Annotated in this window: 13 protein-coding genes; all 13 read right to left on the reverse strand. The window is 43.2% G+C overall.

The window, feature by feature from the left end; all coding sequences use genetic code 11:
- Nucleotides 1–482 precede the first annotated feature (482 nt).
- The 13 genes from GT641_RS07285 to GT641_RS07345 all read right to left on the reverse strand — a co-directional run bounded on the left by GT641_RS07285 (nucleotide 483) and on the right by GT641_RS07345 (nucleotide 13,803).
- Entirely contained in the window at nucleotides 483–1,025 is a 543-nt protein-coding gene (locus tag GT641_RS07285) for a hypothetical protein (RefSeq protein WP_161117182.1), read from the reverse strand.
- A 9-nt stretch (nucleotides 1,026–1,034) separates the two neighbouring features.
- A complete protein-coding gene (locus GT641_RS07290) occupies nucleotides 1,035–2,048 on the reverse strand; it encodes a ParM/StbA family protein (protein WP_055145149.1) in 1,014 nt (337 codons plus the stop codon).
- Nucleotides 2,020–2,412, reverse strand: a complete 393-nt coding sequence (locus GT641_RS07295) for a TnpV protein (RefSeq protein ID WP_022216209.1) — start codon at nucleotides 2,410–2,412, stop codon at nucleotides 2,020–2,022. The genes GT641_RS07290 and GT641_RS07295 overlap by 29 nt, the downstream gene beginning before the upstream one ends.
- A gap of 12 nt (nucleotides 2,413–2,424) precedes the next feature.
- A complete protein-coding gene (locus GT641_RS07300) occupies nucleotides 2,425–3,456 on the reverse strand; it encodes a ParB/RepB/Spo0J family partition protein (protein WP_022216210.1) in 1,032 nt (343 codons plus the stop codon).
- Nucleotides 3,457–3,745: 289 nt separating this feature from the next.
- Complete coding sequence (rlmD, locus tag GT641_RS07305) at nucleotides 3,746–5,125, reverse strand: 23S rRNA (uracil(1939)-C(5))-methyltransferase RlmD (protein ID WP_161117183.1); 1,380 nt, start codon at nucleotides 5,123–5,125, stop codon at nucleotides 3,746–3,748.
- A 30-nt stretch (nucleotides 5,126–5,155) separates the two neighbouring features.
- On the reverse strand, nucleotides 5,156–5,689 hold the full coding sequence (locus GT641_RS07310; protein WP_008402084.1) for a metallophosphoesterase: 534 nt from the start codon (nucleotides 5,687–5,689) through the stop codon (nucleotides 5,156–5,158).
- Complete coding sequence (locus tag GT641_RS07315) at nucleotides 5,670–6,269, reverse strand: XTP/dITP diphosphatase (RefSeq protein WP_008402082.1); 600 nt, start codon at nucleotides 6,267–6,269, stop codon at nucleotides 5,670–5,672. The genes GT641_RS07310 and GT641_RS07315 overlap by 20 nt, the downstream gene beginning before the upstream one ends.
- Before the next feature lie 227 nt (nucleotides 6,270–6,496).
- The gene (locus GT641_RS07320; RefSeq protein ID WP_192919815.1) at nucleotides 6,497–8,197 is read right to left on the reverse strand and encodes a lectin like domain-containing protein; all 1,701 of its coding nucleotides are present in this window, start codon (nucleotides 8,195–8,197) and stop codon (nucleotides 6,497–6,499) included.
- Nucleotides 8,198–8,204: 7 nt separating this feature from the next.
- Nucleotides 8,205–9,350, reverse strand: coding sequence for a class I SAM-dependent RNA methyltransferase (locus tag GT641_RS07325; RefSeq protein WP_161117184.1), 1,146 nt, complete (start codon nucleotides 9,348–9,350; stop codon nucleotides 8,205–8,207).
- 85 nt (nucleotides 9,351–9,435) lie between these two features.
- A complete protein-coding gene (locus GT641_RS07330) occupies nucleotides 9,436–11,007 on the reverse strand; it encodes a hypothetical protein (RefSeq protein WP_161117185.1) in 1,572 nt (523 codons plus the stop codon).
- A gap of 236 nt (nucleotides 11,008–11,243) precedes the next feature.
- Entirely contained in the window at nucleotides 11,244–11,552 is a 309-nt protein-coding gene (locus tag GT641_RS07335; RefSeq protein WP_008402076.1) for a rhodanese-like domain-containing protein, read from the reverse strand.
- A gap of 105 nt (nucleotides 11,553–11,657) precedes the next feature.
- Nucleotides 11,658–12,953: a PrsW family glutamic-type intramembrane protease gene (locus GT641_RS07340; protein WP_161117186.1), complete on the reverse strand. Its 1,296-nt coding sequence runs from the start codon at nucleotides 12,951–12,953 to the stop codon at nucleotides 11,658–11,660.
- Nucleotides 12,954–12,972: 19 nt separating this feature from the next.
- A complete protein-coding gene (locus tag GT641_RS07345) occupies nucleotides 12,973–13,803 on the reverse strand; it encodes a hypothetical protein (protein WP_161117187.1) in 831 nt (276 codons plus the stop codon).
- Between the last annotated feature and the right edge of the window lie 267 nt (nucleotides 13,804–14,070).

The following is a 14,070-nucleotide window of genomic DNA, read 5'->3' on the forward strand; positions in this document are numbered from 1 at the left end:
GCAAGCATTCTCGCTTGGCTCGTTGCCCGCGCATATATCTGCTCGCCGGTTATATAGAAATCTGTCATACACCCGTCTTACAGAAAATCCACCAAACACGCTTTCCATATGAAATCCTGCTACAGCTCTGCGCATCATTTCTAAAAGAAATCCTATTTCCACTGATGCGTGCCGACCTAAGTCGGCACAAGCTCCGGATACGTCGCATAAGGTAGAGCAAGTTCCGCCCTGTATATACACGGGCAGGAACTTGTTGGGGATTTGGCATCCCCAAGCCCCAGCTTCTTTCGCCTTGCGGTCAAAAAAATAAAGCCTGCAAGCAGACTTTATTTTATGCCGAAGGCTTAGCCGGCTCCGTAAGAAACTCATATGACACTTTTTCCCATAGAAAAAGGTCTGTTCTACAAATAAGGCAAATGTGTATTACATCGCACCTTTTTGTAAGACAGTCCGTCATACGCTCTTTTCTTACGCTGTCCGTCTTAATCATCATCCATATCAAACAGATTACCCAGCTTACTCTTCGTGTCATTATCCATACCATTGAAATCATCTGTTTTCAACTCATCATCAGGCACCTGTGTCTCAGTCGTAGATGACACCATGTTGGGAACATTAGTTGACATACCATTCACTGGTACTTTCATACCGATAACATTAGAATTCATATATCCTCCGGTTAAAGGCTGTGTCCCCTGCATCAAATTCATGGTACCCATATTCATCTGTTGCATCATGGCTCCCATCACTCCTGCAAAGGTATTATTTGCCACATTCTGTGATGTTTCCTGCACAACCTTTGCAAATTCCTCCGCTGCTTTATGAATTGCTTCGTCCATCCACTGGGTAGCTTCCTTTTCTTTGACACCTTTTTCCTCCTGCACCATAGCAGTAATTAATGCCTGCTTGATGAGCTCTGTCTGATTCATATATCCCGGCTGGCTGGATTTTTCTTCCAGCCATGCAAGGATTTTTCTGTCACTTGCACATTTCGGATTTAGCCGAAAGGATATTGAATTTCCCATAGGTACCTCCTATCCCAGATTATCAGCAAGATAACGATAACCAATTGCATTTGCCTTCACATCCGTTACATACTGGATATTTCTACCCTTTGTTCTACCAAAACGCTTCATCACACATGCACCACCGCCCACATACACAATATTCTCATGGGCAAGGTCTACCTTAATCTCACGAAGCTTTGCTTCCACATCGTCAGCATACTGCTGCAATCCCTTTTCAATAAATGGAATAAAATCAGCATTTACATTGGACTGTTTTCCACGGATAACATCAATAATATCATCCTCCGGAATTTCACAGCGAAGTGTAGGTAAGGCATCCTTTTTAATACGCTCAATGGTGGTAATCAGTCCCAGCTCATAGGTGTAAGCGTCCTTATCCATAGGAATTTTATCTCTGACACTAAGCACATCCAGTGTCCAAGAACCCAAATCCACACATCTGAGTCTGTCCATATCTCCCATACGGTTTGCAATAGCCGCATAACACTGGGCATAAATCTTAACCTTATCCATATAAAAAGAATAATGCACTCCCTCAAAGTTAAAAGAAATGCGTTCCTTATGCCATAGATAATCACGAAACTCCTTACGCTCCGCACCAAACAGGGTAAGTGGCACACCTGCATACAGTTCCACATGCTCTGCCTGTGCCTTACCCTGATACTTAAGCTCCTTGGCAATCCCTGCCAAGGTCAGCAAAAAGTAATTCTCATTCTCGGTCTTAGTTGCCTGCTTTCCAAGTCTGCCCTGACCCACAATATACTTCTTACCCTTATATTCCAAAAGTCCGTGATTGGTCAGTGGCGTATATTCTACAGGCACCACCGAAGTTTCCATAAAAGTATGCTCGCCCTTAATGGAACTCCAGCCGTGATCCAGTGCAATCCTAACAGGTGCCTCAAATGTTTCAGTCATAAATAAATTCTCTCTCATAAAATCCTCTCTTTCTCCCGTTCTTCCGGTCTGCAAATAATTGTTGTTCTGTTCCTTGTTAGTGATACTGGTATACAATCTCTCCATAAATAACCTCCTCCGCAAGCTGTTTAGCCTGCTCTCTTAATTTCCACATTTCCATTGTGGAGTTAGTGTCTTTCGGTTTATGTGATGCCAAATACCTATTCATAATTGAATCCAACATCTCATAAACCTGCTCATTTACTTCCTGTGCCTTACGATGAAGCTGCCCCATACGGATATGGTGGCGGTATCGGTCTATATGATTTTCTTTCATATAAGAAATCCAAATCAGACCATATTTTCCCACATCAGTGATTGTGACGGATAAAGTATTATCCGAACACTCACTAATATTGGGATACAAAATGCCATCCACCGTTCTGTATGTTCCGCCCATAGCTTCAAATATAGATAATTCATTGCTCATCTTAACGACCTCCTATCTTACTTTACCCCGGCTGGTACCAATACCCTTTGTTTTATCAAGTTGCTGTTTTTCATGCCATTCCTTTAAAAGCTGTTCAATCAACGCTGTTTTCTGCTTATGTGTATATCCTTCCGGAAAATACTTCTCCACAGCATCTGCACGCAATTTAATCTGTTCTCTCTGGTTTGGCTTTTCCTGCTCTAATATGAGAAACATTACATCCATATCCAGCTCTCCATACTGACTCATTCGCTTTATACGATTAGCCTGAGATAATGACGGTGTGCATTGCTCCATATCCATAACTTCATAAAGTTCATACTGCTGTTCCTCTGTCAGATAGGAAAGTTCCACCGCAATGGTAAAAGCAATCTTTCCATCATCTACCATATCAAGAAGCTTAGGGATGAGATTGGTAAGACGAATATAACGTGATATTTGCCTTTGACTTTCTCCTGTCTGCATTGCCAATGATTGATTACTTCTTATAATTGCATCTTCGACGCTTTTATCTTGCAACAACATCCATTTTCCATCAGCATCATATCCACCAGCCAATGAATGCGTTTGTAATGTAGGATTTTCTAACTTTTCGCCAACTTGGCAAAAAGTTAAATCAGTCCTCGCCCCCTGCCTCTTCATCGCATCAAGCTTCATCTTATAAGCAAATGCCTTTTCACTTGGTTTCAAATGTTCTCTTTGCAGGTTACTGTCTACCATAGCTATAACTGCCTGATTATCATCAAGTTCTCTGATTACCACAGGCATTACATCAAGACCTGCCCATTTACTGGCAGCCTTTCTTCTATGCCCGGCAATCAGCTCATAGCCGCCTTCTGCTCTCGGTCTTGCCAATGCTGGAACAATGACACCCTCTTTTTCAATACTCTGCATCAGCTCAAAAAGTGCCATATCATTTTCTACCTTAAAGGGATGCCCCTCAAAGTCGTGTAAATCCGCAATGGGAACCATCTTTATATCCGTTTCAGCCATTGCATTGTGGTCTTGTTGCGAACAAGAATACAATTCTTCCTTTTTCTTCATAAATTCAATTACCTCCTAAAAAATACTGTTTGCCAGATAATCTCTGTCAAAACAAAACGAGCCGCTTATTTTCAAAATCACTTGAAAATAAGCGGCTCAAACCTCTTTGTTACCTTATTGAATTGTTAGTTATTATTGATGAAATATGAACGATAGATTTTTGTGTTTCCGAACTACACCTTCACAACCACTTGGACATTTACTCCGTTGGAAATTGCCTTTTTCTTCTCTTTTCGGTCACTTTGTGAAAACAGGACATGTCGCTCAAAGTGCCTAAATTCAAGGAGTTTCAGGTATTTTTCCTTTGGAGCAATGTCACGCACTCTACATGCCCGGTATTCACAAACTGATCCACTGCACATGCCTTTTTCACATAATATCCATGCTCCTGCAAGGTCACAAGATCTCTTGCGAGGGAGGTTGGCTTGCAGCTGATATAGACGATCTCATCTACACCGTAGTTGATGATCTTAAGGAGAGCCTTTGGATTGATGCCATCTCTCGGTGGATCGAGGATGATAAGATCCGGTTTTTCCTCAATCGTGTCGATGACCTTTAAGACATCGCCTGCGATGAATTCGCAGTTATCAAGTCCGTTGCTCTTTGCATTTTCTCTTGCGGCTTCGACTGCTTCTTCCACGATCTCTACGCCGATAACCTTGGAGGCAACCGGTGATAACATCTGGGCGATCGTTCCGGTTCCGCTATATAAGTCGAAGATCAGCTTGTCCTTGGTATCTCCGGCATATTCACGGGCTTTGCTGTACAGTCGTTCCGCACTCTTTGTATTTGTCTGGAAAAATGAGAATGGTGAGATCTGGAAATGCAGTCCCAGCACCTCTTCCTCGATATAATCTCTTCCGTATAACAGCGTTACCTTCTCCGGCACAACAGCATCCGCCAGAGAATCATTTGCCGTATGGAGAATACCAACGATCGTTCCGTCAAGCGGAAGTGCCAGAAGCCCTTCTACATATGCATTCAGATCCAGATTCTCTAATCCGTCCGTGCTGGTTACAAGATTTACCAGAAGTCCGCCATTTGTCTTGGACTGGCGAAGCACCAGATGACGAAGCAGTCCTACATGCTGCATTTTCTTATGATAAGACAGTCCATGCGCCCTTGCGAATTCCATCGTATAAGAAACGATCCTGTTATAATCTTCGCTTACGATCACGCAGTTGCAGACAGGAACGATATCGTACATGCTGTTCTTCTTATGAAGTCCTAGTACCAGCGGACCATCCTTATATTCGTCGCCAAATGAATACTCCATCTTATTCCGGTATGCAGTTGTAACTGGCGAGCCGATGATGCCCTCCCAATCATATGGATGTGCCTCTGAATCGATCACACCGTCTAACAGCTTCTTCACCTGTCCTGCCTTTAATTCCAACTGATGCTCATAGCTCATGGTCTGGTATGCACAGCCGCCGCAAATGCCAAACTGTGGACATGGTGGTACTGCATCTTCGATCTCGGAGCGTTCCAGCACATCCAACAGACGTGCTTCTGCCTTATCCTTCCGCACCTTGGATACCATACAGGACACCTTTTGTCCGGGCAGTGCTCCCTTCACGATCACTTTTTTGCCATCCAGTTCAAAGCTTCCCTTATTGGGGAAATCATAGTCTTTTATAACACCTTCTATAATCTCTCGTTTCTTCACAGCCGACCTCTTTCTTGTCTCTAATAATCTCTACTCCTCCCGGTCGCCCCACATATCTTCAAATATGCTGCGCATCCGGCGTTTCGGTTTCAGTTCATTTTCCGCAAAAAATGGTGTTCCATGCTGGTCAAATTCCAACAGCATGTATTTGCCATTCATGCCATCACGCGGATATGCCAGACTGCCCGGATTTACGATATAAGCACCGCCATATCGTTCCAGATTCTGGACATGCGTGTGTCCATACATCACAATATCGTAACCATCATATTTGATCAACTCCTGTAAGCGGTCCGTTCCATAATGGACGCTGTACCGGTGTCCGTGCGTGATAAATACCTTATACCGGCCGATCATGAATTCCTCCTGCATCGGAAGATCGGAATCCCAGTCGTTATTCCCGGCAACCATGTGTATCGGACAGGTTACGTTATCATAAATATATTCTTCATCTCCGCAGACATCTCCCAGATGGATAAACATATCGATGTCACCCACCGTATCTAAGACATCCCGAATCGTATTGGTTCTTCCATGTGTATCACTAATTATCAGTATTCTCATTTATAACTTCCTTTATCAAGCGAAGTGCGTTTCCTCTGTGGCTGATCGTATTCTTTTCTTCCGGTGACAACTCTGCTGTGGACTTACCATACTTCGGCAGGAAGAAGATAGGATCATATCCAAATCCATTCTCGCCGCGTTCTTCATATCCAATGATTCCTTCGATCGTGCCACGTCTGGTAATGGTCTTTCCATCCGGGAATGCAGCCGCGATCGCACATACGAATCTTGCAGTACGCTTCTCATCCGGAACACCGGCAAGCTTGTCAATGATCGCTTTATTCTTGATCCGGTATGAGGTGTCTTCCCCCATAAATCTTGCAGAGTAGATTCCAGGTGCTTTATCGAGATAGTCTACCTCCAGACCGGAATCGTCCGCAAGCACCAGACAATTTGTCATCTTACGGATTGCCTCTGCCTTGATAATGGCATTTTCTTCAAATGTTTTTCCATCTTCTACGATGTCAGCCTGAATTCCGGCTTCCTTCATCGACAGGATCTCATATCCACAATCCGCAAGGATCATGCGGATCTCTTTCATCTTATTCTCATTACCTGTAGCAAAAATCAATTTCTTCATCTTGTCTTCTCCTTTTCTATTTGTAACGATGCGACATTGTACTTCACCTGCCATATCTGACAAGGCACAGCAGATGATACTGTTATGCAGCAAGCCTATCCGAATGTCGGTCCTTAGTAAGCTGCCTTATGCAGCGAACTTAGTACCGCTACATGAGGATAGAGTGAGAACGCCTTGCGAAATAACATGTATCTCTGCTATACCTTGTCAGATATCGCCGCATGTTCTCAATCCCCCACATCCGTGAAGGCTTTGAGGCAGACATTACAGTCATTCTCCTGCTCTGCGCTCGACCACTTCGTGCCATACAGGCTGATATAGCCCTCGCCATCCGTGATATCGAAGTTCGCTGTTTTCTCATCATTATTATATTCGATTGCGATCGGCATCGTGGAATCCTGTGTGTTCACATGCACAACCACCGCAAATTTTCGGTCATCCGGAAGCGGTACTGCCTCATTTAGATTGATCGTATAATAACCCTCGTACTGCATTTCACCGGATGCCACCTTTGTCCGCTGCTGCAAATCGGATGCATCGGTAAAATCCGTCACAACATACACATCATATGTCGTTTTCGGACCTGTCGCATAGAAAGAAACCGCCTTCAATGTCTCGTTCTTTCCGGCCGTATAGACATTTGCAAAATAAGCCTCCGGCCTGTCGTCAAATCCCATCGTGCCGACCTCACCCATCAGATCTGACTGATAGATCTTGTCGTAATTGTCACTGTTTCCAAGCTTCGTATATACTACGCTGTTCATACCGATATTGGTATCATAATAAGAGATATAAAAGAATCCCTCGTCACCAAAATCCTGCCCCCAGCTATTCTTGCAGATAAATGCGCCGTCTCCCGCCGGTTCTGTATTAAAATATTCCTTCGGATAGTTGTCATCCCAGCCAACGATCACCACGTCATGATTCGGTGTCTGATCTCCATTATAATAATAGGAACTGCGGTTTCTGTTATAATAATAAGAACTACTCGTCGCATTCTTCATATCACAATAAATAACCGTTTCCACGCCACCATATTTGTATACGGATGATTTGATCGCCTCGTAATTCTTGTCCTTCAGGATGATGGCTTCTTCCAGATGCTTTACCGCTGACAGCCCATTTACCGTCTGGTTATCTCCGTACGGATCATTCTCCTCAAGTACCGGTCCCTGCCATGCCGCAAGATAGGCTATACTCATATAATATTCGCCACCGTCAAACGGGCTGACATTAAAGCTGTTATTCAGTGCCATATGGTCAACAGAAAATACCGGATTTTCCGCCGGACGGATTGTACTTTCCAGTGCCGCAAGTGATGCAAATGCCCAACAGGTTCCATAGATACCCTGATCTCTGACAGGAGAAACACGATCATGCTCTCTCATATCATATGCTGCCGGAAGCTTTTCTTCCTCGGCAATCTTTTTTAACACCACGGCATTTGTCTCCAGATTGATATTACAACTGTAGTTTAATGCCTCGCAGATCTCATTCACCGGCACATAGATGATATCATCCTTTTTCTCTGGCTTGTCGATTGCCTGTATTGCATTTCCATTGATATTTACCACATCCGAATCACCATAGACCTTTACCAGACTGTCTCCTTTGGAAAATGTGATCGTCCCATTTTCATATGCATTCACAAGGCAATCCAGTTTATCGGTAAATGTCGCGATAGGGAGCATCAGCTGCAAATGGTCACTGAAATACGGCTGATACTCCGCTTCTGTGATCCTGCTGTCATTTATATATAATATAATGCCCTTTCCATTTGCATTCGTTACAATCTCTTTCAACATAGTTTCTGCGGCAGCACCCGCTTCTTCCGTCTTCTCAATGCTTACATCCGGATGTCTCAGAAAACCCAGATACAGAAATACCCCCAGAATAACAACCGCTGCCACGATCAAATACTTTTTCAACTCTGTCTCACTTTCTTTTTGGCGGCTTCGGTCCCATGAATTGATAGAAATATGATTTGATCATACCATTGTAGATCTTACGATTCTTATCCGCCTTTCTTCCTATATATTTCTCCGCCTCACTGTATGACGTGATCAGGAACATCGACCAGTCATCCAGTCGTCTGAAGCTTTCCCCGATCGTCTTATATAATTCAGGAAGATTCTCCCGATCCTCGAGACGTTCACCATATGGCGGATTCGTGATGATAAAGCCATATTTTTTCGGATGCCTGAGATCCTTTACATCTCTCTGTTGGAAATGGATATGTTCATCCACTCCCGCTGCCCTCGCATTCTCCATCGCACACTTTACCATCTCATTATCCAGATCATATCCCTGAATATTCATCTTCACATCATGGTCGATCATATCATTTGCTTCATCGATCGCATTGTACCACATCTTCTTGTCGCCGACCTTCGCCCACTCAGAAGCCAGAAAGTCTCTGTCAATTCCCGGTGCGATCCTTGCTCCGATCATAGCTGCCTCGATTGGAAATGTTCCGCTTCCACAGAATGGGTCAACCAGTACACGATCCTTATTCCATGGTGTAAGCATGATCAGTGCCGACGCCAGAGTTTCCGATATCGGTGCTTTGCCAACCAGTTTCCTATAGCCACGCTTATGAAGGGATATTCCTGATGTATCAAGTCCTATCGTAACAATATCCTTAAATATAAATACACGAACCGGATATTCTGCTCCATCTTCCGTGAACCATGATACATGGTAGGTCTGTTTCAAACGTTCTACCATAGCTTTCTTCACGATAGACTGGATATCAGATGGGCTGAACAGTGCGCTCTTATTTGATGTTGCCTTGGATACCCAGAATTTTGCATCACGGGTCAGATACCGCTCCCATGGAATACTCTTGGTTCCTTCAAATAATTCATCAAATGTTACAGCCTTAAAGCTTCCGCACTTGATCATGATACGTTCAGCTGTACGAATAAACATATTTGCTCTTGCAACCGCATCTTCTTCTCCTGCAAATGTTATTCTTCCGTCTTCTACCTGAACGATCTCATATCCAAGATCCAGGATTTCTTTTTTCAATACTGACTCCAATCCAAAATGACATGGAGCGATCAATTCGATTCTGCTCATATGCTTCCTTTCAATCACAAGTGCCAGATTCAGACATTTCTGTCCAAATCCAGCACTATTATTTTCTGTCTGTTAATTTTCTTTCTTATTTTCTGCGCTTTCTTATAATAACCACGCATGCCATTCCAAGCGAAATGAGCATACCTGCAACTGCTGCCTTCATTGCAAATGCATCACCGGTTTTTACACCTGTTTTCTTCTGATCATTTTTGCCTTTATCACCGGTTGCTTCTGTCTCATCCTCATGAAGAACCTCTGTTGTCTCATCCTCGGTATCCACATCTTCCGTTTCTTCCTCATCCGTCGCATCTTCTGTCGTGGTATCTTCACTGGAAGCTGTTTCTGTTGTAGTATTCTCCGTTGTAACACTTTCTGTAGTAACACTCTCTGTTGTAGATGCTTCTGTTGTATTAGAAGCTGCCAGACCGACTGTTACCTTTGCGGACGGTGATGCATAATAGTTTGCGGACTCTTTATATCTTACAAAATAATCGCCTGCTGCCAGACCATTTACAACTGTTCCTGTTACAGCCGTCCATGTAGTCTGGTCTGTGGAATATTCCATTGTCGCTGCGGCGTTCGCAACAGATCCGTCTTTCTTTCCTGTTGCACTTTCATTAACTGCTGTCAGTCCTGTCGGTGCTGCCTGTGGTGCTTTCTCGATCGTATAATTCTTTACGATCTCTCCGTGATAGGTCTTGCTCTTTGCTGTTATCTTAACACTTGCTGTTCCGACATTGATATTATCTGAAAATATACAGGTATAATCCGTTCCTGCTATCAGCTTCTTGCCGTCATATGTCACAGTCACTGTTGGTTCCTTTGCTGTTCCATCATATACATACGAAGTCGGATCGATGGATACGGATACTTTCGCATCTGTCAGTCTGCGGTAACGAAGCTCTACACTTCTCGCCTTTGTGCCTGTTTCATCTAATATCGTATTATAGGAATTCGGCTGTCCATCCAATGTGTATCCGGCCGGAAGAAATTCCTCAATACCGCCCACAGCTTCATCTAATGAAAGCAACCCATAATTGCTTAGTCCGCTTGGCGAATTTGTAATCTTATAAACAGATGTCTGATCCATCTGCAGCTTTTCAAGCCACCATTCTGTAAATGTTGCACCATCATGTTGCTGTTCTATATTACTGTTTACCAGTTTAAGGCCACCCTTTGCATACCATCCAAGCTGCGTAAGATCTGCTCTCACATTTTCAAATGTTAATGTATGTTCATTCCCTGTCGCTGCATTCTTGATATAGCCACTATATTCTCCATTTTCTATCACAAGAGAACCCATAATCTCGAAATGAACAGCCTTTAATTTCTTTTTATTCAGATCAATCGTAAGATTCTTATTTCCCGCATCAATATATGCTGATGTACTCTCACAATTATATAGAAGCTTCAGTATATCACCGTTTCTGGCAGCCGCCGCTGCATCTTCCAGTTTAGAATAGGTTCCCTTTGCTGTTCCGCTTGCATCCTCTACCTCAATGCATTCTACCGGATCATTACAATCCACACAGGCTCCATCCTTCACCTGTGAATGTTCACATGCCGCCTGTGTCTCTGTCAGCCCATTTGCCCCTGCAAATGCTGCTACTGCGACAAGCCCTACCGCAACGATTGTTGCTAAAAATTTTTTTCTCATTTACCCTATATCCTTTCTTTTCTGAAATAAATACCCAGGGATATCTTATGCTATCCACCAAATTTCCCTGACCATATTATACATACTTCCCCCTGCCACCACAAGTAAATTAAATAAAAAATCCCGGACATGTACTTTTCTTAATATACTCCGTCATGTCCGGGATCTATTTATTCTGTTATTCTCATATTCAAACCACGTTTTCCTGTTTGCCATAATGGTTTGCCTCACCTCTGTCAGCGGTTTTTGGTCAATGCACCCTTATACTGTACAATTCCACCAACTGTATTGATCACTCTGTAACCTGCCTGTGTCAGTATTCTTGCCGCCAGTGCGCTGCTGCCTCCGTACTGACAATATGTGAGTAATACTTTATGTTTTGGAAGATTATAATTGCCACACTGAATCTCGGATAATGGCACATTAACAGCCATCGGTATATGCCCTCTCAGGAATTCTTCTTCTGTTCGAACATCCACGATCACCCCGCCATAACGAACTGCCTCCTGCATGATATCGCGAACGGGTATATTGTGAAATCTCATGCTTTCACCCCCTGATAAGCAAGCGATTTAACTTCTTACGAGCAAATAATTTTTGTGCTCATTATAGCTTATGCGATTTCCGTTAAAACGTTCGGCATATTCGGTCTATCTCATATTATAGTTATCTTCCTGTTCATTATATGATGAATACATCTGTCCATTATATGAATTCACACTGTATGGTGTTGTTGAATTTGGTGTCTGATCTGCTGCTGTGTCTGATCTACGATATGGATTTACTCCGGCATTTTGCGGATATGATGTGTTTCCGATATATCCGGTATTCTTTGGGTTCACTGTATTACCCGTATAATACTGATTCGACACATATGCATTATTTCCGGTATAACCCTGATTCTGTGGATTCATCGCATTACCCATATAACTCTGGTTTTGTGGATATGAGGTATTTCCTGCATATCCGTTATTCTGTGGATTCACTGTATTACCCGTATAATACTGATTCGACACATATGCATTATTTCCGGTATAACCCTGATTCTGCGGGTATGCGGTATTTCCCAGATAACCCTGATTCTGCGGGTATGCGGTATTTCCCGGATAACCCTGATTCTGCGGATAGCCCTGATTCTGCGGATAGCCCATCGGATTTGCCTGCTGAGTCTGATAATAATAGCTTCTGCCCGGCCTGCGGTATTCGGTTCGATAGAATCCATAATCAGCTGTCTCAGGTCTGCCGTCAATTCTGTGATCATGATTGGAACATACCAGAATCAACACAACAGATATAATATATGCCCCTATCAGAATGACATAAATCCATCCTTCTGCAATTAAACCATAAGAAGCCGCCATGATCGCGTAATCATATGCCCCATGAATACATACCGGCACAAGATACGCCCATGCCATGTAACCGATCATTCCGCCTCTGTCACCGGCATATGCTTCTTCTCTCGCCTTTGCATATAATGCTCCCATCACAACACCGACCGTACAATGAAGGGGAATCGCTGTAAACGCCCTCATAATTCCGGTCAGTAGTCCACCCTGATATACATATAACACATTTTCCAGAATTGCAAATCCCAATGAAGAGCATACGGCATAAATCACGCCATCATAGCTATGCTGCATCTCCTTACTTTTCCATGTGATACATATCGTAACCAGATATTTACCTAATTCCTCGGCTATAGCTATAACAAAGAAACAGAAGATAAGCAGGCGAAGTCCCAAATCATCTGAATCACCCATGACAAATGCCTGACCTATAAACTCTACGATAGCTGCCGGAACAGTAGTTGCTGCACCGGTCGCCAAAAGTAGAATCATCAACTTAACCGGCGGTTTCTCTTTGCGATCCCTGTAATATATAAATCCAAGCAACAATAATGCCGGAAGTGCCGCTACGATAAAAAGCACTCGTATATTATTCATCTTATTCTCCCCATTTATCTTACTTTGTCTCTATATCATCTATAACCTCTTTGATCGACTCCAGCTTATCCGTATCATAGCCTTCTGTTGCTGCCGAACTGTCATAGACTTGTGCAAAGTCAGCATTATACTCATCTTCGCTGACATCTTCTCCATTCCAGTCATATGTGTAAATCGGCATCCCATTCTTATCAAATCTCAGCCCGGTTCCATCCTTCGCTCCATAATGCCCCTGTGCAACCAAGGTCAACTCTCCATCAACAATACTGTAAATATAGTCATAATAGGAATCCATCAGCCCATCCGAATTGCAAAGGAGATTCTTTCCTTCTATGTAAGTAAAGTACAAACGGCTCAATCCGTTTACATGAACGGAGCCATTTGAATAGTTTACAATACGGACACCGGATGCCTCCGACTTTCCTACTTCTACCAGCTCCGGTATATCATCATTGTCCAGGTAAATCAGCGTATACCCCTGCTGTCCCTCTGTATCTGACACATGTTCCAGATAATCAACATATGCAGTCTTCCAGTCATCACTTTTCTTTGATACCGAAGTTTCACCTTCTCCATCCAGCTCTGCTTCATCTGATTCTTCTTCAGATACAGTCTCGGTCTGTGTTTTATCGGAAGCAGGTCTGTCCGGTACTACTTCTAATCTCTGTTTTCCAAATTCCGTCTTCTCTGTCGTTACTTCCTGTTCTTCTGTGGTCACATCTTCCGTGACATGCGCCGCTTCTGTCGTTCCATTGTTCATAGCTCCTGCTGACTCCTTCTCAGATGAGCAGCCGGTAAGCAATGTACCAAAAAGTGCCCCGAAGAACAGTAAAAATTCAATTTTTTTCATCTATAATACAGCCTTTCCAACCGGCAGTTTTCTTCCACTATTCCAGTCTGTAAATTCTCGGTAATATATGTTTTACACTGATAAAAATTATACCATTCAAACAGCAAACACGCTATACGCTAATTCCTTTTTTCTTCTAAATCGAGATTTATTTTTTACCGGAATTTATCTGCTATTTTCAACATTTCGCCTAATAAAGAGTCACAAGTGACTCTTTCGCACCTGCGCGGAATCGCGAAGCAAATAACTACTTCTCCACAAAGTGCG

This window comes from Clostridium sp. BIOML-A1 (genome assembly GCF_009874105.1).
GTDB lineage: Bacteria > Bacillota > Clostridia > Lachnospirales > Lachnospiraceae > Coprococcus.